At 60.2% G+C, this 26,761-nt stretch carries 28 protein-coding genes; 13 read left to right on the forward strand and 15 right to left on the reverse strand.

The genetic code is table 11. The features are described from left to right. Positions 1 to 10: 10 nt before the first annotated feature. From H0A72_RS18170 to H0A72_RS18190, 5 genes are read right to left on the reverse strand one after another with little or no spacing between them, the layout of a single operon-like run. On the reverse strand, positions 11 to 295 hold the full coding sequence (locus H0A72_RS18170) for a VirB3 family type IV secretion system protein (RefSeq protein WP_180157895.1): 285 nt from the start codon (positions 293 to 295) through the stop codon (positions 11 to 13). Then, entirely contained in the window at positions 292 to 669 is a 378-nt protein-coding gene (locus tag H0A72_RS18175) for a TrbC/VirB2 family type IV secretion system protein (protein WP_180157896.1), read from the reverse strand. The genes H0A72_RS18170 and H0A72_RS18175 overlap by 4 nt, the downstream gene beginning before the upstream one ends. Beyond that, on the reverse strand, positions 666 to 1,694 hold the full coding sequence (gene trbB / locus H0A72_RS18180) for a P-type conjugative transfer ATPase TrbB (protein WP_180157897.1): 1,029 nt from the start codon (positions 1,692 to 1,694) through the stop codon (positions 666 to 668). The genes H0A72_RS18175 and trbB overlap by 4 nt, the downstream gene beginning before the upstream one ends. Beyond that, positions 1,691 to 2,155 carry a ribbon-helix-helix protein, CopG family gene (locus H0A72_RS18185; RefSeq protein ID WP_180157898.1) on the reverse strand — a complete coding sequence of 155 codons (465 nt, stop codon included), beginning with the start codon at positions 2,153 to 2,155 and terminating at the stop codon, positions 1,691 to 1,693. The genes trbB and H0A72_RS18185 overlap by 4 nt, the downstream gene beginning before the upstream one ends. Further along, positions 2,152 to 4,167 carry a conjugal transfer protein TraG gene (locus tag H0A72_RS18190; RefSeq protein WP_180157899.1) on the reverse strand — a complete coding sequence of 672 codons (2,016 nt, stop codon included), beginning with the start codon at positions 4,165 to 4,167 and terminating at the stop codon, positions 2,152 to 2,154. The genes H0A72_RS18185 and H0A72_RS18190 overlap by 4 nt, the downstream gene beginning before the upstream one ends. Before the next feature lie 66 nt (positions 4,168 to 4,233). On the opposite strand from H0A72_RS18190, the gene H0A72_RS18195 reads away from it, so the two are divergent. Continuing rightward, positions 4,234 to 4,386 carry a hypothetical protein gene (locus H0A72_RS18195; RefSeq protein WP_180151837.1) on the forward strand — a complete coding sequence of 51 codons (153 nt, stop codon included), beginning with the start codon at positions 4,234 to 4,236 and terminating at the stop codon, positions 4,384 to 4,386. A gap of 15 nt (positions 4,387 to 4,401) precedes the next feature. Here H0A72_RS18195 and H0A72_RS18200 read toward each other — a convergent pair whose 3' ends face one another. Together H0A72_RS18200 and H0A72_RS18205 are read right to left on the reverse strand one after the other, a co-directional pair. After that, entirely contained in the window at positions 4,402 to 4,671 is a 270-nt protein-coding gene (locus tag H0A72_RS18200; RefSeq protein ID WP_180157900.1) for an EexN family lipoprotein, read from the reverse strand. Beyond that, the gene (locus tag H0A72_RS18205; protein WP_180066042.1) at positions 4,671 to 5,603 is read right to left on the reverse strand and encodes a LysR family transcriptional regulator; all 933 of its coding nucleotides are present in this window, start codon (positions 5,601 to 5,603) and stop codon (positions 4,671 to 4,673) included. Before H0A72_RS18205 ends, H0A72_RS18200 begins: the two co-directional genes overlap by 1 nt. Before the next feature lie 253 nt (positions 5,604 to 5,856). On the opposite strand from H0A72_RS18205, the gene H0A72_RS18210 reads away from it, so the two are divergent. From H0A72_RS18210 to hisI, 12 genes are all read left to right on the forward strand, one after another. Further along, positions 5,857 to 6,162 carry a Fur family transcriptional regulator gene (locus tag H0A72_RS18210; RefSeq protein WP_343060264.1) on the forward strand — a complete coding sequence of 102 codons (306 nt, stop codon included), beginning with the start codon at positions 5,857 to 5,859 and terminating at the stop codon, positions 6,160 to 6,162. A 139-nt stretch (positions 6,163 to 6,301) separates the two neighbouring features. Beyond that, positions 6,302 to 7,531: a zinc metallochaperone GTPase ZigA gene (gene zigA / locus H0A72_RS18215; protein WP_180066044.1), complete on the forward strand. Its 1,230-nt coding sequence runs from the start codon at positions 6,302 to 6,304 to the stop codon at positions 7,529 to 7,531. A gap of 14 nt (positions 7,532 to 7,545) precedes the next feature. Beyond that, positions 7,546 to 8,007, forward strand: coding sequence for a SufE family protein (locus H0A72_RS18220; protein ID WP_180157901.1), 462 nt, complete (start codon positions 7,546 to 7,548; stop codon positions 8,005 to 8,007). Positions 8,008 to 8,044: 37 nt separating this feature from the next. Continuing rightward, a complete protein-coding gene (gene folE2 / locus H0A72_RS18225) occupies positions 8,045 to 8,971 on the forward strand; it encodes a GTP cyclohydrolase FolE2 (protein WP_218953386.1) in 927 nt (308 codons plus the stop codon). Beyond that, complete coding sequence (locus tag H0A72_RS18230; RefSeq protein WP_180066048.1) at positions 8,968 to 10,095, forward strand: CobW family GTP-binding protein; 1,128 nt, start codon at positions 8,968 to 8,970, stop codon at positions 10,093 to 10,095. The genes folE2 and H0A72_RS18230 overlap by 4 nt, the downstream gene beginning before the upstream one ends. Beyond that, positions 10,092 to 11,507: a cysteine--tRNA ligase gene (gene cysS, locus H0A72_RS18235; RefSeq protein ID WP_180066050.1), complete on the forward strand. Its 1,416-nt coding sequence runs from the start codon at positions 10,092 to 10,094 to the stop codon at positions 11,505 to 11,507. The genes H0A72_RS18230 and cysS overlap by 4 nt, the downstream gene beginning before the upstream one ends. Next, positions 11,504 to 11,779 (forward strand): membrane protein insertion efficiency factor YidD, encoded by a 276-nt coding sequence (gene yidD, locus H0A72_RS18240; protein WP_180066053.1) that lies wholly within the window; start codon positions 11,504 to 11,506, stop codon positions 11,777 to 11,779. Before cysS ends, yidD begins: the two co-directional genes overlap by 4 nt. 55 nt (positions 11,780 to 11,834) lie before the next feature. Continuing rightward, positions 11,835 to 11,981 carry a type B 50S ribosomal protein L36 gene (gene ykgO / locus H0A72_RS18245; RefSeq protein WP_180157902.1) on the forward strand — a complete coding sequence of 49 codons (147 nt, stop codon included), beginning with the start codon at positions 11,835 to 11,837 and terminating at the stop codon, positions 11,979 to 11,981. A gap of 86 nt (positions 11,982 to 12,067) precedes the next feature. Beyond that, on the forward strand, positions 12,068 to 12,628 hold the full coding sequence (locus tag H0A72_RS18250; RefSeq protein WP_180157904.1) for a gamma carbonic anhydrase family protein: 561 nt from the start codon (positions 12,068 to 12,070) through the stop codon (positions 12,626 to 12,628). 5 nt (positions 12,629 to 12,633) lie between these two features. Beyond that, positions 12,634 to 14,043, forward strand: a complete 1,410-nt coding sequence (locus tag H0A72_RS18255; protein WP_180066059.1) for a dihydroorotase — start codon at positions 12,634 to 12,636, stop codon at positions 14,041 to 14,043. Further along, entirely contained in the window at positions 14,036 to 14,527 is a 492-nt protein-coding gene (gene fur / locus H0A72_RS18260; protein WP_180066061.1) for a ferric iron uptake transcriptional regulator, read from the forward strand. Before H0A72_RS18255 ends, fur begins: the two co-directional genes overlap by 8 nt. Continuing rightward, the gene (gene hisI / locus H0A72_RS18265; protein WP_180066063.1) at positions 14,520 to 15,026 is read left to right on the forward strand and encodes a phosphoribosyl-AMP cyclohydrolase; all 507 of its coding nucleotides are present in this window, start codon (positions 14,520 to 14,522) and stop codon (positions 15,024 to 15,026) included. Before fur ends, hisI begins: the two co-directional genes overlap by 8 nt. Before the next feature lie 165 nt (positions 15,027 to 15,191). Here hisI and H0A72_RS18270 read toward each other — a convergent pair whose 3' ends face one another. From H0A72_RS18270 to H0A72_RS18305, 8 genes are all read right to left on the reverse strand, one after another. Next, complete coding sequence (locus tag H0A72_RS18270; protein ID WP_180066065.1) at positions 15,192 to 17,294, reverse strand: TonB-dependent copper receptor; 2,103 nt, start codon at positions 17,292 to 17,294, stop codon at positions 15,192 to 15,194. Between the two features lie 196 nt (positions 17,295 to 17,490). Next, positions 17,491 to 17,928 carry a hypothetical protein gene (locus H0A72_RS18275; protein WP_180066067.1) on the reverse strand — a complete coding sequence of 146 codons (438 nt, stop codon included), beginning with the start codon at positions 17,926 to 17,928 and terminating at the stop codon, positions 17,491 to 17,493. 102 nt (positions 17,929 to 18,030) lie between these two features. Next, entirely contained in the window at positions 18,031 to 19,014 is a 984-nt protein-coding gene (locus H0A72_RS18280; RefSeq protein ID WP_180066069.1) for a nickel/cobalt transporter, read from the reverse strand. Continuing rightward, the gene (locus H0A72_RS18285; protein ID WP_180066071.1) at positions 19,005 to 19,631 is read right to left on the reverse strand and encodes a DUF1007 family protein; all 627 of its coding nucleotides are present in this window, start codon (positions 19,629 to 19,631) and stop codon (positions 19,005 to 19,007) included. The genes H0A72_RS18280 and H0A72_RS18285 overlap by 10 nt, the downstream gene beginning before the upstream one ends. Before the next feature lie 89 nt (positions 19,632 to 19,720). Continuing rightward, entirely contained in the window at positions 19,721 to 23,623 is a 3,903-nt protein-coding gene (locus H0A72_RS18290; protein WP_180157906.1) for a cobaltochelatase subunit CobN, read from the reverse strand. A gap of 9 nt (positions 23,624 to 23,632) precedes the next feature. After that, the gene (locus H0A72_RS18295; protein WP_180157908.1) at positions 23,633 to 23,989 is read right to left on the reverse strand and encodes a DUF2149 domain-containing protein; all 357 of its coding nucleotides are present in this window, start codon (positions 23,987 to 23,989) and stop codon (positions 23,633 to 23,635) included. Further along, positions 23,986 to 24,540 carry a MotA/TolQ/ExbB proton channel family protein gene (locus tag H0A72_RS18300; protein WP_180066077.1) on the reverse strand — a complete coding sequence of 185 codons (555 nt, stop codon included), beginning with the start codon at positions 24,538 to 24,540 and terminating at the stop codon, positions 23,986 to 23,988. Before H0A72_RS18300 ends, H0A72_RS18295 begins: the two co-directional genes overlap by 4 nt. Positions 24,541 to 24,542: 2 nt before the next feature. Continuing rightward, complete coding sequence (locus tag H0A72_RS18305) at positions 24,543 to 26,684, reverse strand: TonB-dependent receptor (protein ID WP_180157910.1); 2,142 nt, start codon at positions 26,682 to 26,684, stop codon at positions 24,543 to 24,545. Between the last annotated feature and the right edge of the window lie 77 nt (positions 26,685 to 26,761).

Below are 26,761 nucleotides of genomic sequence, written 5' to 3' on the forward strand. Positions count from 1 at the left end.
CATCATCTCCTCACACATCCAACAGCGTTTTATGTTTGATGTGGCGGGCAAAAACCTGCATGAACTGCGGGTCAACACGCGCGCCCCATACCGCCAGGGAATGGCCAACGATCCAGAGCACCACACCTGGAATCCATAGTTGCAAGCCCAGCCCCACGGCAGCGGCCAGCGTGCCGTTGGCAATCGCCACGGTACGCGGTGCGCCGCCCATCAAAATCGGTTCAGTCAGCGAACGATGCAGCGGCACCTCAAACCCAGCGGCGGAGCTGGGAGCGCCTTCGATGTCCGTATTCATACGACGGCCCCGCCGGAGAATGAAAAGAACGACAAAAAGAACGACGATGCGGCAAACGCGATGGACAGGCCGAAGACGATTTGAATCAGCTTGCGAAAGCCGCCGCTGGTGTCACCAAAGGCGAGTGCCAGACCCGTGGCGATAATGATGATGACAGCCACGATGCGCGCCACCGGCCCCTGTATGGACTCCAGAATGGATTGCAGTGGCCCCTCCCAGGGCATGGAGGAACCAGCAGCCTGCGCTGCACCAGCCGCCGACATCAGCAGTACGGCCAGCAGCAGCCCTTGCCCCACAGGGTGGGCAAGGCGACGCGACCACGCTACGGTAAACGGGGGAACAACGCACATACGGAAGGCATTAACGGACGTCATGATGAGTCTCCAGGCAGATCAGAAGATGGAAAAGAAGCAGGCGCTGACTCAGGAAATGGCGTTTCCAGCGCATCGACCAGTTGGTAGCCGGTGCCGTCAAAGCCCGCCACGCGGGCGATACTTTCGATACGGCGCTTGCGTCCGCGACCGGCGATGTAGATGACGACATTGACCGCCTCAGCGATCAGGGCGCGCGGCGGGTTCACCGCCACTTCCAGAATCAGTTGTTCCAGGCGCAACAAGGCCCCTACTGCTGAGCCCGCGTGGATGGTGGCGATACCGCCGGGGTGGCCCGTACCCCAGACCTTGATAAGATCCAGCGCTTCACCGCCGCGCACTTCACCGACCACCACACGGTCAGGACGGAGCCGCATCGTGGCGCGCACGAGTTCCTGCATCGTGACCACACCAATGCGTGTGCGCAGCGGCACATGATCGTTCGCCGCGCATTGCAGCTCGACCGTGTCTTCGAGCACCAGCACGCGGTCGCCCGTGGCGGCGATTTCGGCCAGCAAAGCATTGGCAAGTGTGGTCTTGCCGGTACTGGTGCCGCCCGCAATCAGGATGTTCTGCCTTGCATAGAGCGCCTTCACCAGAAAGTCGGCTTGCGCCGTGCTCATCATGCCGTCGGCGATGTAGCGGTCCAGCGGAATCACGCCCACGGCGCGCTTGCGCAGCGCGAAGGCCGGGCCGGGCGCGGCGGGCGGCAAGATACCCTCGAAGCGTTCGCCGGTTTCGGGCAGTTCGGCGGTCAGAAGCGGCTGGCCGCGATGCACTTCCGCGCCAACATGGGCAGCGACCAGGCGGATAATGCGCTCGCCATCCGCTTCAGACAGTTCAAGGCCCAGCGGCGCACGACCGCTGGAAAGACGATCCACCCAAAGCGAACCGTCGGGATTCAGCATGATTTCCACCACGTCCGGGTCTTCCAGCGCGACGGCGATCACCGGCCCCATGGCGGTACGCAGCATCTGGATGCGGCGATCCAGCGCGACGGCAATTGAGGATTTGGGAACGGCACTCATGAGACACTCTCCTGCCGCTCAAACGCGGGCGCTGTGTCATCTAAGCGCACCGGCTCGGGATGCAGTTCCTCCACCACGTCGCGCACTAGGCTGCGACCACGCAGCAGGTGGCGACCAAGCTGTTCGACGAATTGCTCAAAACGCGCCTTACCTTGAGCACGGGCAACATCCTGATGGGCCTCGGGTACCGGCGTGCTGACGGTCAAGTAGTAACGCACGAACAACGCCAGTGTTTCGATCTGGATGTTTTGGTCACGCTCCAGGCGCTCAAATTGGCGAGAGAGCCGATCCAGCCGCTTAGCCATCGCCGCTTCGCGCTGGTCGCCGGCATCGGGCGACAGCCAGGAAGCCAGCGCCGCCGCCACGATGGACGATTTGGATACGCCTTTCTTGGCGGCCAGTTCATCCAGGCGCTTGGCATGTTCGGGATGAATGAAGAGATTCAAGCGATATCGGCTCATAACTGGATTCCGTCATCAGGGTCGAGGGAGGCCAGGCGCGCCACGCGCTGCATGGCCGGGTCTAGCTGGCTGGGCAGCATGGGCGGCAGGTCATCGTCATCCAGCAGCGACAAGTCGCTGGCCGGGTATTCGGGTTCGGGGTGATAGGCGATGATGTCCGCAAGTTCAGGCTGGCGACGCGGGCCGCCGTCATCGGCAACGCCCGATACTTCATCGCCACCCATAGGGTCGGACGCAGCAGGAGCCGCCGGAATTGCCAACTCGCTCCAATCGTCAGGCCGCGCCGGTGGTGCGTCGGCATAGCGCCCTGTTTTGAGCGCAGGCGGAGGCAACACACGCCGCGAGAAATTGGCGTCGGCGTAATAGCGCAGTTTCTTCGCCTTGATCGGCGCCACGCTGGACACCATCACCACGGCTTCATCCGGTGGAAGCTGCATCACTTCGCCGGGGGTCAGCAGTGGCCGCGCCGTTTCCTGGCGCGACACCATGAGGTGTCCCAGCCAGGGCGCAAGGCGATGGCCGGCATAATTGCGCTGGGCGCGCAGCTCGGTAGCGGTTCCAAGAGTTTCGGAAATACGCTTGGCCGTGCGTTCGTCATTGGTGGCGAAGGTCACACGGACATGGCAGTTATCCAGAATCGAATGGTTCTGTCCGTAGGCTTTGTCGATCTGATTGAGCGACTGCGAGATCAGAAAGCTGCGAATACCGTAGCCCGCCATGAAGGCCAGCGCCGTCTCGAAGAAGTCCAGACGGCCCAGCGCCGGGAACTCATCAAGCATCAGCAGCAGCTTGTGGCGACGCTCAATGCCATCGGAACCGTCGAGCGATTCAGTGAGCCGCCGCCCAATCTGATTGAGAATCAGGCGAATCAGCGGTTTGGTTCGTGAAATATCCGAGGGCGGCACCACCAGATACAGCGATACCGGATGCTCAGACGCAATCAGGTCGGCGATACGCCAGTCGCAGCGCGAGGTGACTTCGGCCACCGTCGGGTCGCGGTATAGGCCGAGGAACGACATGGCTGTGGACAACACGCCGGAGCGTTCATTGTCCGACTTGTTCAGCACTTCGCGCGCAGCGGACGCCACCACGGGATGCGGCCTGCCTTCTTCCCCATCCGCACCAAGGTGGGCGGTCGTCATCATGCGATGCAACGTCAATTCGAATGGGCAGGCGGGGTCGGACAGAAAATTCGCCACGCCGCGCAAGGTCTTGTCCTCGCCCGCATAAAGCACATGCAGGATGGCGCCTACCAAAAGCGCGTGTGACGTCTTTTCCCAATGATTGCGCTTTTCCAACGCGCCTTCTGGATCAACCAGAATATCGGCGATGTTCTGCACGTCACGCACTTCGTGCTCGCCCCGGCGCACTTCCAGCAGCGGGTTGTAGCCGGCCGAGCGGCTGTCCGTAGGGTTGAACAGCAGGCAATGCGAGAAACGCGAACGCCAGCCCGCCGTGATTTGCCAGTTCTCGCCCTTAATGTCGTGGATGACGGCTGAAGCTGGCCAGGACAACAAAGTCGGCACCACTAGGCCCACGCCCTTGCCAGAGCGGGTGGGGGCAAAGGCCAAGACGTGTTCCGGCCCTTCGTGGCGCAGATATTGTTCGTCATGCAGACCAAGGAGGATGCCAGTGGCTTGGGTCAACCCGGCCTTACGAATGTCGCCACTATCGGCCCAGCGTGCCGAACCGTAGGTGGTGACCAACCGCGCCTGGCGCGAGCGCCAGATCGACATGCCGATGGCGACCACCACGGCAACCAGGCCGCTGCCACCAGCGATCATGCCCCCGATGTTGAAGACCTCCGGCGCGTAGGCATCGAAAAAGAACCACCACTCAAAGAGACGCCAAGGGTAATAGACCGGCGTACCGTGAAAATCGAACCAGGGCGCACCCAGGCGCAGCTGATAACCCAAGGCGGCGGCTGTCCATTGTGTAGCGCCCCACACTCCGGCGATCACGATGCTGAATACGACGACGATCTGCCCGAACAGTACGTTCGTCCCTTGCATGGCCCAGCCTCCGACTTCTTCTGCCTGATTTCCTCGTTCAATAGCGGCACACGGATGTGCCTGCCTATGAGCATCGGTGCCAGGTCAGTGCCGGTCAAAGACCGTTATCAGGACAATGCTGATGAAAAAAACATCAATTCATGGAGGGGCGCACACGAAGAAAACGCCGCAGGCTCGGGCGCGTTGCGGCGTGTCAATAAAGAAAAACAGGATTTGTAGGGAAATGCCGACGAATCAGAACTTGGGTGGCGTATCCGATGGGGTGTAAGGCACGGTACCGTCACCGTAGAAGCGTATGCGCGTAGCTTCGGCGACCCGGTCGCACAACACGTCGCCCAGGTTGGTGCGATCCGTTTTGCACTGCGAACGCAACGCTTTGAGCCGTTCAGGGTCGGCGGCCAGCTCCTCGACAGTAGCGATGTCGGGCTTTGGGGTGGGCGTTTCAGATGGGCCGCACCCGGCCAGCAGGCCCAACAAAATCGATAACAGCAATACTCGGTACATTACACCTCCGATGTATCAGGCTGGTGGGATTCGGTCAGGCCAACACCCGACCATTCCAAAGTTTCGGCCCGTTCGATGAATCTCTCCAATGTTTCGGACAGATATTCAGTGCGGTGCACCAAATAAGTCGTCAGCCTGATTTCCTCGCCAGCTAAAGGCCGCGCAACGACACCACGCTCTCCGCACACCAGCATATGCGAAGCTCCAGCCAGTCCCAGGGCGTAACCTGCGGCCACCAAGGTGACCATCATTTCGAATGACCCAACTCGCTCCAGTATCAATGGCTCGTCATTGGTTTGACGCAGCATCCGATCTATCTGCCGCGTAAAACCTTCACATATCGTCTGATGTCCAAGCACCAGCGGATAACGCAGCACTTCCTCCAAGGGTACATGGCGATGGGTCAACAGTGGATGACGCTCTGGCACCACAACGCGCAATGGATCATGCCAGACAGGCCGCGCCAATAGGCCATCGCCCACACTGCCCACCTGATTGAAGCCAACGTCATACAGATCATCGTGCAAACCCCGAAACTGGTCCGAGAACGGCATTTCAAACATGCGCACCTCGACTTCTGGCTCTTGTTCCCGGCATCGTGCCAACAAGGCCGGTAAGCAGGGAGACGGCAACGCATCAGACAAGGCGACGCGCAATTGCTGCTGATAACCATTAGCCACCGCCAAGGTGCTGTCCCTGGCCTGCTGTACCATCGGCAAAATCCGTCGGACATGACGCAAAAATTCATGTCCTGCGCGGGTCAGGCGAGTACTGCGCGTCGTGCGCACAAAGAGCTGCGCCCCAAGGTCTTCCTCCAGTTCCTTGATGGCCCGCGACAGCGGCGATTGCTCGATGTGCAATCGCTCAGCCGCACGGGCGAAATGTAACTCCTCAGCGACGGCCAAGAAGCATCTCAAGTGTCGAAATTCCATTGTCTGGTGCCTCCACTATGCAAATCACTCTATTAGATGAGTGTCAACAGACTCGCAGCACACCCTCACAGCTGAGCGACACGTACCGGCAAAGCCGCTCTTTTTCTCACTGCATAACCTCCTGCTAAGCGACCGACGCTTGTAGATCATCATCTCTGATCCATCTCTAGGCATTCATACGTCATTTCTTAATTGTTATGTTATAACATAACAATAATTGATTTTGATGGGAAACACTACCTCCGAACACAACATGAACAGCCTACGCAACCTGACCGACAACCAGCGGCGAGTGCTGCAAGCGCTCTCTGAAGCCACGGGTCCACTGGGAGCCTATGCGCTACTTGAACGTCTGGACTTCAGCGGGCTGACGCAGGTCTACAGGGCGCTGGACAGGCTGATAGCGCTGGGTCTGGTACAGCGACTGGAAAGCCTGAACGCCTATGTGCCGTCTTCGGAACACGATGCATCGCACCCCACCGCCTTCGCGATTTGCGACCAGTGCGGCATATCGACCACTTGGTCGACGGTTCGCTGGCGCATTGCCTCCAACGCTTGACTCGCGGCCATGAATTCGAGTTTCGCCGCGCGGTGATCGAAATCCATGGCAAATGTTCCTCGTGCCGCGTCAACGGACTAGTGGCCGTCAACCTGCGCGCCTGGAAACCAGCAACCTTTCTTGACATGGATATCAACCAATGACCGCCCACACATCTTCATCCGATTCGCGCCTGCCAGTCACCGTACTCTCCGGTTTTCTTGGCGCCGGCAAAACCACCCTGCTCAACCACATTCTGAATAATCGGGAAGGACGGCGCGTGGCGGTGATCGTCAACGATATGTCGGAAGTCAACATCGACGCAGCGCTGGTTCGCGACGGCGGTGCCGAGCTGTCCCGCACCGACGAAAAGCTGGTGGAAATGAGCAACGGCTGTATCTGCTGCACCCTGCGCGAGGATCTGCTTTTAGAAGTCAATCGGCTGGCTCTGGAAGGACGCTTCGATCAGCTCGTTATCGAATCGACAGGAATTTCGGAACCCCTGCCGGTGGCGGAAACCTTTACCTTCGAGGGTGAGGATGGCCGCAGCCTGGGCGAGATGGCGCGTCTCGACACGATGGTCACCGTGGTCGACGCCTACAACTTTCTGCGCGACTACAGCTCCCACGACAGGCTGCAGGACCGGGGCGAGTTCCTGGGCGATGAAGACGAGCGCACGGTGGTCGACCTGCTGATTGAACAGATCGAATTTTGCGATGTTCTGGTGCTCAACAAGGTGGACCTCATCAATGCGCAAGAGCGCGAACGCTTGATGGCCATCCTGCACAAGCTCAATCCGAGGGCACGGGTCGAAGTCGCCGAGTTCGGCCGGGTTCCGCTGGAACGCGTCCTAGACACCGGTCTGTTCGACTTCCAGGAAGCTTCAAAAGCTCCGGGCTGGCTGCAAGAGCTGCGTGGCACCCATACCCCGGAAACGGAGGAGTACGGCATCCACAGCTTTGTGTACCGGGCGCGCCGCCCTTTTCATCCGCAGCGCTTCTATTCCTTCTTACAAAGTGAATGGCCCGGCGTCGTGCGCTCCAAAGGCTTCTACTGGCTGGCCAACCGCCCAACGCTTGCCGGCTCGTGGTCGCAAGCCGGTGCGATGGTTCGTCACGGCCCAGCCGGCTTATGGTGGGCGGCCGTGCCGCCCGAGCGCTGGCCCACGGATCCGGAAACAGTCGGGCTGATTCGCTCGAAATGGGATGAGCGCGTGGGAGATGCCCGCCAAGAACTTGTGCTGATCGGCATGGATATGGACGAAGGCGCTCTGCATGCCCGCTTCAATGATTGTCTGTTGACCGACGCGGAAATGACCCTGGGCCCAGATGCCTGGCAACAATGGTCCATGCCCTTTTCTGGCTGGCCCGAACGTCAACCCGCCATCTAAATGGTTTTATAAGCATGATAGCGCCGCCCGACACCTCGCTTGAACAGAACGACATCCAGACCGAACTGGTCGAGGTCTTCGCCTGCATGCCGGATTGGCCGCAGCGCTACCAGTACCTGATCGACCTGGGCAGAACCGTGCAGACGTTTCCCGAGCGTGATCGCACAGAAGCGAACCGTCTGCACGGCTGCCAGGCCAGTGTCTGGCTCAAGCATGAATGCCGGCAGGGCCGCATCCACTACACCGGAGCCAGCGATTCGATGATTGTGTCCGGTTTGATGGCGCTGCTGTTTCGTATTTACTCCGGCAAACGCTTTGACGAAGCTTGGACAACCCTGCCCTGGTGTTTTGAAGCCATGGGCCTGAACCACCACTTAACCGCCCAGCGGGCGACCGGCTTATCCAGCATGGTCGCCCGCATGCGCGACCTCGCCCTGCAATGTGCGCAGGCTTCTTGCATTGACAAGCCCGCTTAGCAGAGCCGTCCCCTTCATTCACGAAATTGAGTACCTATTGGATATCCTTCTTCCTCATCTTCCCGACGTGTCCATCAGCGAGTCTTCGGCCCACCCCGGCGCTTTGCAATGGGTGGGGATGCAAGGCATGGATTTGCCCATCCTGATTGCGGAAGACAACTGTCAACCTAGCGTGCATGCCCGCACCGATGTGCAGGTGGATCTGCCTGCGCCCGGCATCAAAGGTATACACATGTCCCGTCTCTACCGTCTGGTGGATGAATTGGGCGAAGCGAGCCCCCTCACCCCTGCCGCATTGCATCAGGCACTGAGCGCCATGGTAGAGAGCCACCGGGATTGCAAGACCACCAACGCCCGCCTGCGCTTGTCATTCGACCTGCTCGCACGTCGCCCGGCTCTGGTGACCGAAGGGCTGGCGGGCTGGAAGGCATATCCCGTTGAGCTGCGCGCCATCTTGCGCCAAGGCCACTATGCTTTGCAAGGTCACGTCACAGTCGGGTATTCCTCGACCTGCCCCTGCTCGGCTGCATTATCCAGGCAACTGGTCGAACAAGCCTTTCTGGATGCATTCGCTGGCCAGCACGACGTCGCGCCCGAAGCCATCGCAAGCTGGCTGCGCCGGCACGCCACCTCGGCCACGCCGCACAGTCAACGCAGCGAGGCCCACGTAGCCGTGACGCTGGCACCACAGGCGCCGACCCTGGGTTTGATTGACCTGATCGACGTGATCGAAAAAGCGGTGGGCACACCTGTCCAGACAGCCGTCAAGCGGGCCGATGAGCAAGCTTTTGCGGCCCTGAACGGCCAGCATCTCATGTTCGTCGAAGACGCCGCACGCCAAATTCAATCCCGCCTGCTCGGTCGTTTCCAGCACCCACGCATCCAGGTACGGCATCTGGAAAGCCTTCATCCCCATGATGCCGTTGCCTGGGCGCACCCTCCATGGAGCGAGGAATGCCTATGAACCCCGCAAGTCTGATACCCGTCACACTGCTGACCGGCTTTCTGGGCAGCGGCAAGACCACCGTGCTGAATCACCTCGTTTGCCAGCCCGAACTGGCGGACGCCCTGGTCATCATCAATGAGTTCGGCGACATGCCGCTGGACCATATGCTGGTGGCCCACAGCACCGAAAATCTCGTCATGGAGATGAGCAGCGGTTGCCTGTGCTGCACCATTCGCGGCGATCTTGTCCAGACCCTGCGCGATATCGCATGGCGTTTCTCTCGCAATGGCCAGCGGCAGTTCCGCCGCGTGCTGATCGAAACCACGGGTCTGGCCGACCCCGCGCCCATCATCCATACCTTGATGACTCACCCACAGGTGGCCAACCGCTACCGCTTGGACGGCATTGTGACTACAGTGGATCTGGCCACCGGCAACTCCACGCTCGACCATCACCCGGAGGCCGTACGACAGGCCGCCATCGCCGACTGCCTGCTCCTCACCAAAGCCGATGTAGCAGACACGGACCAACACCATACCCTTCTGCGGCGGCTGGACGCCATCAACCCAGCGGCACCGCGTCATGTACTCAATCATGGCGAAATTGCCGCAAACAAGGTACTGGATCTCGGTCTGTTTTCAACCGAGGGCAAAACGCCCGATGTCTCGCAATGGCTGCGCGAAGAGGCGTATGGGGCTGACACCCATCGGCATGCCGCCACCCCGGACAACCAAAACGGACACAACCCTGAGCGACACGCGCCCGGCCATGAGCATCATGCTCACGATCACGCCCACGACGTCAATCGACACGACGATCACATCCGGGCCTTTTGCTTCACGGTGGACGAACCGATTCCCGAGGAAATACTCGCCGCCTGGCTGGAGGTGCTACTAAGCTTTGTCGGCACAAATATATTGCGTGTCAAGGGCATCCTGAATATTGAAGGGAAGAATCAACCCGTGGTGATTCATGGTGTGCAGCATATCTTCCATCCTCCCGCGACCTTGCCTGTCTGGCCTGATGCTGACCGGCGCTCACGCTTGGTCTTCATCACCCGGGACGTCAACCGCCACGCCATCGAAGAGACTTTCCGCGCTTTTCGAGATGTCTTGCCTCAAGTGCCGAAGGACATGTCATGAGCCCGAAGATTCACCTGTACAACACCTTGACACGTACCAAGGAGGCACTGGAGCCGCAACAGCCTGACCGGGTCACGATGTACGTCTGCGGCCCCACCGTCTACAACTATGCCCACCTGGGTAATGCGCGACCCGCAGTGGTCTTCGATGTGCTCGCGCGATTGTTGCGCCACACCTACCCTCAGGTCATGTATGCGTGCAACTTCACCGACGTGGACGACAAGATCAACGCAGCCGCGCTCACTGCGGGTGTTCCCATCGGCACCATCACGATGCGCTATATCGACGCTTATCATGAGGATATGCACGCCCTGGGAGTGTTGACGCCCGACCTCGAACCCCGGGTCACGGAGCACATCCCGGACATCGTCACACTTATCCAGACTCTGATTGCCCGTGGCCATGCCTACGAAGCGCAGCATCACGTGTTGTTCGATGTGGCGTCCTTTCCGGCATACGGGCAGTTGTCTGGCCACAAGCCGCAGAACATGCTAGCGGGCGCACGGGTTGAAGTAGCACCCTACAAACGCAATCCCCTGGATTTCGTGCTGTGGAAGCCCTCCACACCGGAACTGCCCAGGTGGAACAGCCCCTGGGGCCGAGGCCGACCTGGCTGGCATATCGAATGCACGGCCATGATTGGCCGGCACCTGGGCCAGACACTGGACATCCATGGGGGCGGCCAAGACCTGATCTTTCCTCATCACGAAAACGAGATCGCTCAAGGCACGTGCATCCACGACACTCTTTACTGCCGCACCTGGGTACACAATAGCTTCGTCACCGTGGACGGACAGAAGATGTCCAAGTCGCTGGGCAATGTGTTGCTGGTGCGCGATCTGTTGCGGCAGGCACCCGGCGAAGCCATTCGTCTTGCCCTGTTGTCCACCCATTACCGCCACCCTCTGGATTGGAATCGCCAGCGCCTGGTCAGCGCTTGCCAGACCCTGCGCCGTCTCTACCTGATTCTGGAAAAGTTCGATGCCACACAGGCCACGTCCTGCGTGGGGCCAGATGCGGAGTTTCTAAAGGCTCTGGCCAATGACCTGAACACCCCGGCCGCGCTGGCCCATCTGCACCGGCTGGCAATTGCACTGGAAAACGCCCGGACAGATGACGCGCAAGCGCACCTCAAGGCGCGCTTGCTGGCATCGGCTTCGTTGCTAGGGTTGTGGCAGCACCCCGCCGCCCAGGCATTGACTGAACTGCCCCAGCGCGAGACGCTTACCGTCTCGGATGCTGTTGATCCGGTCTGGGTGGAAAAACGAGTGGCAGAACGCACTCAGACCCGCGCGCGCCACGATTTTGACCTGGCAGACACGATCCGGCGTGAATTGAGCAACGCCGGAATCACTGTGGAAGATACACCCGAAGGCAGCACATGGCACATACAGAGTGAGATGATGACATGACAGCCAGCCGCCTTCTGATCGTCCTCGTTCGCGGCTATCAGCTATGCATCAGCCCCTTCCTTGGCAGGAACTGCCGCTTCTACCCGTCGTGCTCACAATACGCCATCGAAGCCTTGCGCTCCCATGGAGCAGTACGGGGCATATGGTTGGCCATCCGTAGGCTTGGGCGCTGCCACCCCTGGCACCCTGGCGGCTACGACCCCGTGCCGCCTGCAAGCCCAGAAAACGAGCCCTCTTCCTCAACCAACCAGAAGTCATCCACTCCGACGTAGACAGCCATGACACCCTCCTGTCGATTCTTCCCATTTGCTCACAAAGGAGCTTTGCATGAAAGTCCTCTCCTCCCTGAAAGACACCAAGAACCGCCACCGCGATTGCCAGGTGGTGCGCCGCCGGGGACGCATCTACGTCATCTGCAAATCCAACCCGCGCTTCAAGGCCCGTCAGGGCGGCGCCAAGAACCGGAACGCGTAATGCACCCGCAGGATGTCGCAATCGTCGGTGCCGGGGCTGACGTTCGGCGTCCTGGCAGCCACTCCCCTCTCATTAACTGACCCATCATGATCCGCAAGAACCCTCGCGGCGACCTGCCGCTAGTCCACCCCAGTGCCTTTGTCGACCCCACCGCTATTCTGTGCGGCAAGGTCGTGATCGAAGAAAACGTCTTCATCGGCCCGTATGCCGTCATCCGCGCCGACGAGGTAAATGCTGAGGGCGATCTGGCGCCCATCGTCATTGGCGCGCACTCCAACATCCAGGACGGCGTGGTCATCCATGCCAAATCCGGTTCGCCGGTCACCATTGGTCAGCGCACCTCCATCGCGCACCGCGCCATCGTGCATGGCCCTTGCCGTGTGGGCAACGGCGTTTTCATTGGCTTTAACAGCGTGCTGTTCAACTGCACCATCGAAGATGGCTGCGTGATCCGCTATAACGCCGTGGTGGACGGCTGTCATCTGCCACCCGGCTTTCACGTGCCGTCCACTGAGCGCATCGGCACCACCACCGACCTGGATGCCCTACCCCGCATCACACCGGACGCTAGCGAATTTTCCGAAGATGTCGCCCGCACCAACAACAGCCTGGTACTGGGCTACAAAGCGATTCAAAACGAGCTCTGACACGCATGAATCAGACCACCCGGAATCCAGATCGCGACCTCTGCCAGCGGCTCGCCAGACGCCATGCCGATCTGTGTGTGATCGGCGGCACGGTCATGACACCCAATGGTCGCGCCAGCACCGATGTCGTCTGTCTTGACGGACGTATCGTGTCCCTGGACGCCAGCGCCTGGACCGCCGAAACCATGCTGTCCGCCAAAGGCCTGCACGTACTGCCCGGCGTCATCGACAGCCAGGTCCACTTTCGCGAACCGGGGCTGACCCACAAGGAAACGTTCGAGGCCGGCACGCGCGGCGCGGTGCTGGGCGGCGTGACTGCTGTGTTTGACATGCCGAACACAAATCCACTGACGCTCACCGCCGCCGACCTGCAAGCCAAGCTTGATCTGGCCGATGGCCGCGCCTGGTGCGACTATGCCTTCTACATGGGCGGCTCCGCAGTGAACGCCGAACAGCTCGACGCACTGGAGCGTCTACCCGGCTGCGCCGGTGTCAAGATTTTCATGGGTAGCTCCTTCGGCGATCTGCTGACTGATGACGACACCGTGCTGCGCCGCATCATGAGCCATGGTCACCGCCGCATCGCGATTCATGCCGAGGATGAGGCGCGCCTGAACGAACGCCGAGCGCTGGCGCAGGCCAGCGGCAATGTCTGCGACCATCCGCTGTGGCGCGATGTGGATAGCGCCCTGATCGCCACGCAACGCATCGTGAGTCTGGCGACGGAAACGGGACGTCGGCTGCATCTCTTGCATGTGTCCTCAGCCGAGGAAATGGCCTTTCTGGCTCGCCATAAGCGCCGCGTCAGCGTGGAAGTCACGCCCCATCACCTGACGCTAGTCGCACCGCAGTGCTATGAACGCCTGGGAAGTCTCGCCCAGATGAACCCGCCCGTGCGAGGAGCGCGCCACCGTGATGCCTTGTGGCGGGCTATCAACGATGGCGTCGTGGACGTGCTGGGCAGCGACCATGCGCCCCACACCTTGCAGGAAAAAGCGCAACCCTATCCGCAATCGCCCAGCGGCATGACGGGTGTGCAGACACTGCTTCCGGTGATGCTGGACCATGTGCAGACGGGGCGGATCAGCTTGGAGCGATTGGTCGATCTGACCAGCGCTGGACCGGCACGCGTGTTCGGCCTTGCTGGCAAGGGTCGTATTTCCGTGGGCTATGACGCAGACCTGACCCTCGTCGACCTGCGCGCACGCCGAGAAATCACCAACCGCTGGATCGCCAGCGTATCGGGCTGGACACCTTACGACGGCTTGCTCGTAACCGGATGGCCCACCGTAACCGTGGTGGGCGGCCGCCTCGTTGTACGGGACGGCGAACTGGTGGGTCAGCCCATGGGCCGCCCGGTCGATTTTCTGGAAGTCCGCCCACCGTCCATCACGTCTGGAGACCGGAATGATTGAATCTGAAGAGCTAAAACGCGCGGGATTGAAAACCACGCTGCCACGGCTGCGGATTCTGGAAGTCTTGGAAGAGGCGAACGGGCGGCATCTGTCACCGGAAGACATCTATCGCCACCTGCTGAACAACGACATCGGCATTGGCCTGGCAACGGTTTATCGCGTGCTGACCCAGCTGCAGGAAGCCGGTCTCCTCAAACTTGCCCGATTTGAAGCCGGCAAGGCGCACTATGAACTGGACGATAGACTGCATCATGACCATCTGGTCTGTATCGATTGCGGTTGGGTGCAGGAATTCCACGACGAAGTGATTGAACAACTCCAACACCGCGTGGCGCAACGGCTGGGCTTCGAGCTCAGCGAGCACACGCTGGTCCTCTACGGACGCTGCACGAGAGCCGACTGCGAGCGTCGACACCACAAAGCCCCCGAACCTGGACACTACGATGACTCCTTTAGACAAAGACCCGCCCCGCCCCATGAATAAGCCCGATCAAGACACCACCTCTCCGCCCGTGCGCTTCGCACACCGCCATTCCATTGAGCAGGTGGAGGAAAGTCATGAATTGGCGCCCAAATTCGACCAGAACGGCCTGATCCCCTGCATCACGACTGACGCCCAGACCGGCGAAGTGCTGATGCTCGGCTATATGAACGAAACGGCACTGCGCCTCACCATTGAAACAGGCAAAGCGCACTACTGGAGCCGGTCGCGCCACACAATCTGGCATAAGGGCGCCACCAGCGGCCTGGTGCAGGTCGTGGAAGAACTGCGCATCGACGACGACCAGGATGCGGTTTGGCTGCGGGTGCGGGTGGCCGGCTCCGGCGCAAGCTGCCATGTCGGTTATCGCTCCTGCTTTTATCGACGCGTCCCGGTCGGCAATAAACGTATGAAAGAGGACACACTGGTTTTCACGGAAACAGACAAGGTGTTCGATCCTAAACAGCTCTATGGCGACGCGCCCAACCCGACCATCTTATGAAAAAGGACAACGCCGCAGCACCGATCAACGCGTATTCAGCCTGAAAACGGGTAGGTGAGATTTGAACTGCACCCCAAAGATTGGATGAGCGTCCAACGCTTGGGTGCAGTTCATACACCAACTCTTCAAAACTCAAATACTGAAACAAAAAAACCGAAACAATATTCAGTATCTGACGCTCAAGGTGGCCCAAACCGTCCGGCCCGGTTCATTGATCCGTGTATTCGCTGAATAGCCGAAACCCGAATTGCCCGCCAGGTTCAAATGTTCGCTATACGTGCGATCGAACAGATTATCCACACCGAAGGCAAGCTGTACTTGTTTGCTGATGCGGTAGCCGCCATTCAGAGACAGTACGCCAAAGCCGCCGCTGCCGTCGAAGTCCTTGCTGACGACATTGCCTTGGTTGACGGCGTAGCGGTTCTGCGCCGCCACCAGGCGCCATAGCACGCCAGCCGACCATGGCCCCTGTTCATAGGCAAGCGACAAACGCCCTTCCAGGGGTGGAATCTGCGGCAAGGCAATGCCATCGCTGCGGTTTTTTCCCCAGGCGTAGGCCAGCGTGGTGTCGAGCGTCCAGGCGGGCGACAGCTTGTAGGACACACCCAGTTCCCCACCGAAAATGGTGGCGTCGATATTGCGCGCCTGGGACGTCATGCCCATCGGCCCGTAATCGAACAGAATAAAATCGCGAACTTGGCCGACATAGGCCGATGCCCAGGCATCGATCCGCTCCGTTCTATACTGCGCCCCGAAATCCAGTTGCGTGGTTTTCTCGGGCTTCACACCATCGAAGGCATTCGCGCTGCCAGCCGGGCCTCGCGAGGGCGAGAACAATTCCCAGTAATCGGGAAAGCGCTGTACATGGCCGACGCCTGCATAGACAGTGGCTGGCATCGTGGCAAGATCATGCTCGTAGCGCAGGAAGCCGCCAGGCAAAAGGCGGTCCCGCTTTTCACCGGCGGTCGGATTGGGCATGGCCATCATGCTATGGCTGCCACTCACCGTCTGGCGGCGGTCGCGCGCCGAGGCGTGGTCCACGCGCACGCCTCCTATGACGCGGTCTCGCTCGCCGGCACGCCACGTCAGTTCGCCAAACACCCCCGTGTTCTGGAAACGAGCGTCTTCAACCCTGGACTGATCGCGATACGACATCATGCCCATCCCTCGGCGGGCGCTATGTCGACTGTCCTGGAAATCAAAGCCGCTCACCAGTTCCAGGTCTTCGGCCAGGTCAAGCGTGGCGGCGAAGCGACCGCCCCAGGTCTTTCTGTCCACATTCGAGGCCATGGGCATGTTCATGCCGTTGGCCGGCTTGAAGTCCCGCAATGAATAATTGTCCATGACGTGATCGGCGTAGTTGTAGTACACCTGCGCCTCGATTTTTCTGAGTGTCGAACCCATATTGTCCTTCTCGAAACGCAGGCCGAACGACTCGCGCTTGAACTTGGAGCCATCCATGCCACGGCCCGCATAGCGGGCCTCGCCGTCTCCCGTACCGGCCGTCAGTTCGATCAAGGTATTGGCATCGGGCGTCACGCCAAACGTCACATCAGTATTCCACTTATTCCATTTCGACGGAACTCGCTCGCCGTCGCCGTCCTCGTAATCCTGGGAGTGGGAATGGTTGCCCGTCAGCCTGACATAGACTTTCTCGTTACCGGCGGCAAGATCCGCCGTCTGGTCATGACGGCCCCATGAACCGCCGGTCAGGCTGCCGTCGAACAGTATGCCCGGTTCAGTGAACCCGGGCGCCTTGCGGTCGAAGCGAATCGTTCCTGCGGACGCACCCGGCCCCCACAGTACCGTCTGCGGCCCCTTGATAATGGTCAGCTCATCGAAATTTGCCGGTGAAATATAGGAACTCGGTGCGTCCATCCGCGCCGGGCAGGCGCCCGGCATGGACGTGCCATTGGTCAGCAGGTTCAGGCGAGATCCGAACATGCCGCGCAGAACCGGGTCGCCATTACTGCCACCATTGCGTATGGCAGAAAACCCCGGAATGGTTTTCAGATAATCCGTCCCGTCGCTGGCCGGAATTGGCTGGCGCGGCTTCTTGGGGTCGGTCACGAACAGCAGCGGTGTCACGGGCCCGACACCTGTGACGACAATACGCTCCAGGCTGATGACGGGAGCGTTGGAAAGATTGTGCGGCTGCAACCCGTCTGCCACCGGCGGACTCTGTGACCAAACGGGAAAAGCGCTGCCCAGCAGACTCAAGGCAGCGACAAGGCGCAGAACCGGGAACGAAGTGTTTTCTGTATTCATTGAAATTCTTCTTCATCAAATGATTATCGGCGTCCGCACGAAAACAGGCCGCTACATGAGCCGAAGCGGCATGCATGGCACGGACGACAGGAAAAAATGTGGCGGAACGCTCACGACACGCCATTGCGCAACACCGGTCAGGCAGCGACACGGAGGCAGGCAAAAACAATGCGAAGAAGTGTGGGTTCGCCTGAAATCAGACGATGAAGGAAGGCGGCGCTCTGGAGCCCAGTGGCGGGCCGCGTGGCCCCTGTAGAGGCAGGGAAAAAAACGTTACCGGCAGTACCGGCTGCGCCTGGAAGAAAACCGCCACAGCGTCGAGGCTGCCGGTTTCCGGGAGATCCATGGTTAACTGACCCAGAACGCAAAAAGCGCTGCTGTGCGACATATCGCTATCGCCCGGGTCAGGCTCAAGATCAACATCTGCCCAGAGAGCGAGCAATGCATCGGGGATGCCGCCACGCGGATCATGAGAACAGAAGGTCAGCAGGGCATCGCCATGCTGCTTTTCGCCGAGGTTCGGCATGTACCCCGCCGGAACCATGCCGCGCAGCACCATTGCAAGCAACAGCAGACACAGCACACTCACCGAGTGCTTTTTGCGCCAGAATCGTTGCAAGATATTGCTGAACATAGGACCAGATATTACCAAAGCCAGAAAGCTATCACACAGAAATTTCAGAATACAAACATGAATCGCATAGGGTGAACAGTACCCAGGCCGTCTGTAACAAACTCATAAGAGAGGATGCTGTGCGGCATTCAACCCCTGCTGAAGCAAGCCCCAACCCATCAAGCCAATCAGCAGACCGCCCGACAAGCCAAGCATGTCAAAAACCATGCCGGTATGCATTGGGGATGTGGCTCCGCGTTGAAAGAAACGCAAGGCCACATGCCTGAACGAAACAGCCAGCGTGGCCAGAAGGCCGACGGTGGCTGCCGTTCCGAGCGACATAGCCAGGACGGCGGCAATGCCAACCCAGCGAAGATCAAGCGAATAGGCGACCAGCAGAACCAGAATCGCCCCCGTGCAGGGGCGCAGACCAATGACGAGGATGATGGGCAGCGCGCTGCGCCATGTCAGTGCTTGACTGATGTGTTCCTTTGAAACGCTGTGCGGCCCGCCGCACTCCGCGCAATAGGCCTGCAATGTTCCTCCTCCCGAGAAAAGGGAAACCGGCTTGCGTTTCGATTCACGCCATCGACGATACAAACCCATTGCGCTGCGCACGGCCAGCACGGCCCCCAGCAAAGCCACCAGTGCAAAACTCAGGTTTTCCAGTTGGCCGGCAGTGCTCCGAGTGCGCCGCAAGGAATAGCCCAGCAGGTTGACGACGATTTCGACCAGTATCACGGCCACTATTCCCTGGGCCAGCGCTGAAACCAGCGACAGGAACAGACCGCGCCGCAAACGGGTGCGGGTCGTTCCCAGGTAAGTGGTGATCACCGCTTTGCCATGACCCGGCCCCGCCGCGTGGAAAATACCATAGAGCAGGCTGATACCGATCAGCCCGCAGGCGACAGCCCACCCTTCCTGCGCGAACTGACGTATGGCGGCGGCAAGCTGCCGATGCAGCTCGCCTTGCGTGGACATGACCCAGACCGTGAATCGGTTCCAGACGCCGTAATGGCTCGACATGACCCATGCCGCGAGCACGAAGGCCACCATGAACGCACAGATCAGCATCGCACGACTGACCGCCCTGCTTCCTACTTGCATTGAACCAGCACCTTTTCCGCGAACAAATGGCCCAGATCATATTGAGGCGACGCCCCTTGGTCCAGAGCGAAGGCGCGGGCTAAATCCTCATGTGAGGGGCGCGCCGGCTCAACGCGCGCCTGGCAAGCTGTTTTCTTTCTGCTTCGTATGGTGGGCGGCTGCGCGACGAGGTGAGCCATGTGAATGTAGTAGGTGGGATCGTAGACCGCGAAACTGACTGCGTAGCGACTGGGGTCGACCGGCTTTGCCAACGGCGCGGTGAAGGACAGCATAAGTTGCTGCCCTTTCATTTCGCTTTTGTATTCCGTGACGGTGTCCAGCTTGATCTGGCGATCATCCGCCGTAAGGCGCATGAAATAGCCGTAGGGTTCCAGGTTCTTGATGACTTCGGGTGCGAAGTCCCGCACGGTCGCTGCTTTACCTGGGCTGTCGTTCTTGAAACCACCCACGACTGCCGCGCTATACAGATCGTCAAAGAGCCATTCTTCCTCAATTGCCGAAATCAGCCCTTCAGCGGACATGACGATAGTGCTGCGCACATCGATCCACGCGTGCGGGTGGGCCTGCACACCGAGAGGTAGCAGTGCCAGGAACAACAATGGAAATCGCGTGGTCAACGTGTTCTGCCTTTTTTGAAGCTTACTTGAGCTTCAAAATCATACTGGACCCGCTACCAATGCGACATTGCGCCTGAAGCCAACACTCTTCACCAACGAGGCCGCCGTAACCCACCCACTGCAAAAAGCACGATGGCAGCCAGCAGCCACAGCCAGATTCCCTTCTGCATGGGTTGCACCGGTGTGACGGCTCGCGACTCCAGCGCATAGCCTTCCACATCCGCCCTTGCCTGCCGCGGCTCTGCGGGTCCCGCCGTCGTGGCAGGCGGTACAAGGGCGGGGGCCGGTTGCTCCATTTCTGCAAGTCCCACATCCCTACACGACGGCAATGCGCAATCCGAGCCGTGCTGGTCGACGCTCTGGGCAAGCGCCTGCTCCAGTTGCACGCGATCGACGTCGTCCGCGTGCCAAGCGCCGCGCTCAATGGCGTCCAGCAGGGTTTCCAGCAGATGTTGGCGCGCATACGGGTTGTGCCACTCGAAATACTCTTCCATGTCCATGCCATGCTTGTCATCGACGTAGACGGCCTTCACTTCAGCCCAATCGGCGTCGTCGACGAGTTGCGGCGTGGTGATATCCCACAACAGCATATGAGCAGGCAGGTCGGCCATGTACCGCGCGCCGTTGTAACCACTGTCCTGCATGGCGCGTATCCATTCGGGGTTGAAATAGCGCGATTGCAATTCCCGACCGAAGGTGCGCGCCAGGGGTTCCAGATGCGCTTCGCCGGTATGCGAGGCTTTCAAATCAGCAATGTAGTTGCTGATTTGACGGCCGGTATGTTCGCGTACCGCGTTGCTGACGCCGCCCAGATAGGCGGCGGGCATGCTGGTATCGAGTAAACCATAGGCGTTCGAGCTGCGGCTGAACACAGCGGCTTCCACACTGGAAAGCTGATCAATAAAACCAGCCGCATCCATTGCGCCCTGCTCGCTCTCGCCATAGGCATGGCCCAGCCTGTCCGTGTACAGCTGCGACAAACGGGTGTCGTCCCATTGGGCGCCGGCGCGGATGGCGAATTGCGTTGAAGGCGAGTAGGCGCCTGGCGCCGTGGAATAGATGCGCCGCATCGACTGTTGCGCGGCGATTTTCGCATCCACGCCCTCTGCGCGCAAACGCTGCGCCTGAGCCTGGCTGTGCAAATACACGGCGTTGTCTTCTTCGCGCGCCTGTGCCGCCAGCCGGGCCGCTTTGGCCAGCATGGCAATCTTGTCCCTGAAGTGATCTCGATAGGTGCCGGACGTCGTGACCAGCACATCCACACGCGGCCGCCCCAGGCTTGCACGATCGTCCAGCGTCACGTCAATGACTTCGCCACGTGGATTCCAGACAGGACGTGCGCCAAGCAGGCGCAGAATCTGGGCTTCAATCGCAGCCTCGTTCTGTGTGGATTCGCCCGACCACAGCACAAAAGCCACTTTGCGTGGCACGCTATCGTGTTCCTGGCGATAGGCCTCGATGAGTTCGTCGGCCAACCGCACGCCGATTTCCCAGGATTCCCGCGTCGGCAAGCTACGCGTGGCCAGCGTATAGGGGTTGCGTCCCGGCGGCAAGGCATCCGGATTACGCACGGCATCCGCCATTGGGCCAGGCTCGATATAGCCCCCTGACAAGGCTTGCAGCACAGCATCCATTTCGCGCGGGGCGGTGGCGATGCGGGCCGCGTAATCCTGTATACGCGCAAGCTGCTGCGCATCGAGTCCGGCGACGTCGCCTTGCAACGCCGCACGCACGGCTGCTTCATCGGGCGCGTCAGAGCCATCGCCCTGCAGCATGGCATGCACCATGCCGGCGGTGATTGCCACGTCAGGCGCCTGGCCCAGCACATGCCCGCCCACCGGCATGACGGCGGCGGCCACTTCGTCAAGATAGGTGTTCAACGCGACTTCCAGTGCCGGCCATGCCGCCGATACGGTATCGAGTCCCAGCGCCCGCTCATGCGCTGATGCCGCCATCCGCAGCGCCTGCCGGGCTGCCTGCTGCTCCGCACCCGACGCTCGTGACGCTCGTGACGCCACCGCCAGACCATCGCGCAAGTCCTTCAGCATCGGCGGCAAGCCGCCGCGCATCAACGGCGGCATGAAACCCAGCGTCACGGCATTGGCCCGGCGCTTGTTGCCAATGCCGCCGTTGGCCTGCAAGGGCGTGGGCTGTATGTGGGGCAGGTTTCCGATCAACCGCCCGATCCAGTCGTCGTGCGCAGGGCCTTGCTGCTTACCCGGCATCAGAGAAATCTGCGTGAAGATCGGCAGATAGGCGTCGGCCTGCCAGCCTTCCGCCATCCACCGGTAGAAAGCGATGTATTGATGATGAGGCGGCAAGGCACCAGTGGAAGACAAGGCGCCGGCATCCTGCAGATAGCCCCAGACCGGGTGCGGCGCCAGTGCCACCTTGCCGAAGCGCAGCAAGGGGATGACAATAGCGCGCGCACCGGTCTCGTCCGTATGCACCATCAGCCTACCCGGTGGCGGCCCCCAATAGGCCTCGCTTTGCTCACGCAGGGCCAACGGCAGTTGCGCATACCATTCCAGATACTGCGCTTCAGGAATGGCGACGGCCGTGCCGTCTTTCAGGCGCCTGTCCAGTTCCGCCTGCGCCTTCAAAGCCTGGGCATCCCGTTCACCCTGATGACCCGCAGCGCCCCACAAGCCCGCGCTGACATTGCCGCCCTCATGCGCCATGCGACGCGCCAGCGTCTGCGCGTCAGGCAGGGGGTCTTCACCCACGTCGTAGCCTTCATCCCGAAGCCGCCGCAACAACGCAGCCAGACTGGCCTGTGCATCCAGATACGTATCGGGATCACTGCCCACATCGGCGCGATCCGCCGCTTCGCTGTGGTAGGTAATCACCACACGCTTGTCGGCATTGGAAAGACGATGCACTCGCGCCCAGGACATGGCCCGCGCCACGCGCCAGGCCACTTGTCCGGGTAGCACCTCATGACGCACAGCGCCATCGCCATGCACGACGCGAGCGCCCACCATCATGGGCTCGACAATGCCGCTGACTTCGCTCATGGCCAGTTGTCCGCTACGGTCGGGTGCGAACCCGCCCAAGTCGGCGCGCCATTCATCGGGCGTGCGGCTGTAATCGGTGGTGCAGTTCAACACCGCGACGCCCAGCTCCTGGGCTTCTCTCACCCCGGCTTGATGATCGGCGTAATCAATCTGGCTTGCACACAGAATCAGGGCATCCACCCCCGGGCGCCCCGTCTGGTCGCGCAAGCCGCGCAAAGAATCCCGACTGCCGCTACGCCAAAGCGCCACCGGCAAGCCGCCCTGGTTCTCGGTCTCCGAGATCAGCGCATCGATCACCGCCGTGTTCCCAGCCAACGCCAGACTGCGGTAGAACACGATACCCACGCGCGAGCGTTCGGCGGCATCGGCATGACGATGCCCCATCCAGTTCAGATAGGCTTGCAGGTCGGTAAAACCATCCGCATGGTCGGGATGGTAATAAGCCTGGTCGGCATATTCGACCGGCGCGGCGACGGATCTGTCCAGCCCGAGCAGACGCGCACCCAAGTAATCGAATAAATAGGTGTAATTGTCCGCAGTGGCGTTGCGCCAATACGTGATGGCGTCAGGCACCGTGGCACGATCCACGTTGCCGTTCACCCATTCATCGCCATTCAACACCAGCACTTTCGTATGCCGTGCGACCTCATCCAGACGGGCTCGATACTGCGCCAATCTGGGGCCGATGCCTTCGACCACAACAAGGTCATAGTCTTCCAACTGGACACCCTCTATCGATGGCAAATGCCCTTCCCCCAAGCCGAACAGATTGATTTGCATGTGCGGCGCCTGGCGCGCCGCTGCCTCGCGCATCAGGGTGGGTTGCTGCGCCAGCTCAATGGAAATGACGGCGATGCGCGGGCCTGCAGCGTGCGCGTGCGCTACAGGCCAAAGGCACAGCAAGCAAAACACGCTTATCCATAACCATGAGGAAACTCGCCGGGCGGCCCTGCGGTTTGCGTCGCGTAAAAGCATAAGTTTCCCTCAAGGCCTTCCGTTGTCTTGTTCCGGCACGTACACCACTTGCCCATCTGGCAGGCGATACGCCGTCCCCAGGCGCTCGCCCTGTCCCGACAACTTGCGGTCGGAGATACGTTCCACCTTGATCTGCTGCTGATCTTTGGTGACGACTTCAAGCTCGCCATCCGCCGTCGTGCGTGTCAGCGTCCAACTGGCGTCAGCGCTGAGCATGTCGGTCGAACCCAGTACGGAAAACAGCGCGAGCGCCATGGCCACGATGAAGGCCAGACTGGCATCAAAGAGATTGGCTACCCCTGACAGGGGGTCGTCGTGACGGCTGATATCCGACCGTGGGCGGGTAAAGCGCAGGCGGGATTTCATGCGACCGCCTTTTGTGCGGTCGTCTCGTGCGCTCGCAACACCTGCTCGGCATGCAGGCGAATGTCGTCCAGATCCTGGCGCTGCCAACCCTCGCGCACCATGGCGATCACATGCGCAACAACGCCGATGGCAATACCGACAATCGTGGCGGAAAACGCCACCACCATATGCTCGGAAAGGGCCGGCAAATCCCCACGCGCCAAGCCGCTCAACGCCGCTGCCATGGGAATCAGCGTACCCATCAGGCCCAGAGAAGGGCCGGCGCGCACGGCGAAGCGCACAGCGTTCAGGCTGCGCAGACTGTCGTGCTCGGCTTGGGCCAGCACGCGCTCGATGCACAGGTCGGCATCGCTCGCCTCGCCCGCCGCGACGGCATCGATCTGCGCTGTGAACCGGCCCACAGCCGGTTTGCGTCCCCGTCGTCGGCTTACCAGACTGCGCACAAACATGCCCAGCGCCACCAACGTCCACACCACCAGCACCACCAGCAAGGCCAACACGGGTTGAAACAGGAATTGACTAAGTTGCTCCAATATCAATTTCAAAGACATGATTACAGCGCCCTTGTATAACGCAGGTAGAAGGCACGGCCCGGCATGGTGTAATCAGCCTTTTCGTAGTAAATGCGATCGAACAGATTGGAGACATCGAAGCGCAGCGTGTCGTTGCGCGTAATCTTCCAGCGGGCGCTGAAATCCACCACGGTAAAAGGCTCGTTCTCGAACAACCCGCCGCAGCCATTGGTGTAGATGCGACCCTGACTGTTGTCATTGTCATAGCGCACGTCTACATGGCGCGCTGTCAACGTTGCCCACCATTGCTGGCCATCACTGACAGTCAGAGACACGTTGCCCTTCCACTTGGCCACATTGCGTATGGGTACCGGACCGCTGGCATCGAAATCTTCAGCCTGTATCAAGCGGGTCAAACTGCTGGACACTCCCACCCGCCCGGGGGGCAGCCCAAACAACCTGCCTGCATCCAGCGCCAGTCTCGCTTCAATGCCGCGCATACGGGATTCATTAGCGTTTTCATAGCTGCTGATACGTTCTGTGGGCGTTTCACTGACAATGACTGAACGGATACGGTCGCGGATGCGCGAATTGAAGTAGGTCAAATCGGCATCCAGGTACTCATTGACGTAGCCCACACCCAGATCCCAGCTTTTATTGCGCTCGGGATTCAGGCCGGCATTACCGATGCTTAGCCGCCGCTGGATACCCGCGTACTCCACATTCTCGCCTGCCAGTTCGCTGCCTTGCGGCGGCGCGAAAGCCGTACCGGCGGAGCCGTGCACCCGCCATTGCTCCGTCAGCTTGTAGACCACGCCACCACGAGGATTAAAGCTGGTGAAGCTGGACGAACCAGGCGTGAAGGAGTCCTTGTAAGGCGTGGTGCGTGTGCTGGCGTCGATCCAATCGACCCTGCCGCCCAGCGTGAGGATCAGTCTGTCATCCAGCCACTTGCTGCCCCATTCTGCGAAAACACCCCGGCTGTCGCGCCGTTCATTGGGGCTGTAAGGTGCCAGGCTCTGCCCCGCCGCGTTGAAGGAAAAACGGTCTGCCTCGACACGCTGCCAGTCCAAGCCATAAGTCAGGGTCATGCGGTCGCTCAGGCTCCAGACATCCTGCAGCTGCAGGCCCACATAGCTCGACTCAGTACGGCTGGAACGATAGCGCGGCGCCTGTGCTGGCACCGTGAAGTAGTTGTAATTTTCACGGGACGCATAGGCCACGGCGGTGATTTCATGGTCGCGCGGCGTCAGCGTCAATCTGACATCCCCTCCGAACCGGCTGGTTTCGTTCGCCGACGCATTGGCCGGATCGAAACTAAGCGGACCAGGCGCATTGTTGCTCAGATCGGCCCAGTCCAGTGTCACATCGACCCTGACCATGTCGGTCAAGTCGCTGCCCAGCCGCGCCTTGCCCGATATCCGACGGAAATCACTGTTAGGTCGCTTGTCACCGCCGCCCGTGCGAAACTCGCCATTCTGGTTCACATAGCCGACGGCCAGGTCAAAGTCGGTTCGGTCAGACAAGGATCCGCCCAACGCCACATCGGCTTGACGGGTGTCGAAAGAACCATAACCCAGACTCACGCTGCCCCCTATCGGGCCAGTGGAACGACGCGTGATGATATTGACCACCCCGCCCATGGCCGACGCGCCATATAGCGATGAGGCCGGCCCTTTGAGCACTTCAACGCGCTCAATACTTTCGGGCGACAGCGTGGTGAAACTGCTGGAACCCGAAGGGCGCCCGTCAATCAGCACCAAGGTGCGCGGGTTGATGGTGAACTCGAAATTGGGGCGCATGCCGCGCAAGCCCACGCCGGCCAAACCGTTCGGATATTGAATGACATCAACGCTGGCATTCTTCTTGAGCTGATCAAGGAAAGAATTGCCCACCGTCTCTTCCAGCACATGGCCCTCGACCACCTCCATGGAAGATGCAACCTCATCACGAAGCTGCACATTGCGCGTTGCCGTCACCACGATCGGGTTCAATTCGACCGGTTGAGTCTGGGCGGAAACGGCGGCACGTGATGATGACGCAGTGGCCTGACTGCCGCCCATCACTGTCGCTTCTGTCTCGGCGGCCTGCGCCTCAAAGGCTGTGCAGAGTGTCGCAGCCAACACCATCAACTGTACTGTGATCCACCTATCTTGATACGGTCTGGCTGTGTTTTTTTCCATGTTCCACTCCGCTGCGATATGTAATGTTATAACATACTAAACGTGATGTTATAACATATCATTTAAAGCAGAGTTCT

The organism is Parapusillimonas granuli (genome assembly GCF_013416525.1).
Taxonomy (GTDB): domain Bacteria; phylum Pseudomonadota; class Gammaproteobacteria; order Burkholderiales; family Burkholderiaceae_B; genus Parapusillimonas; species Parapusillimonas granuli.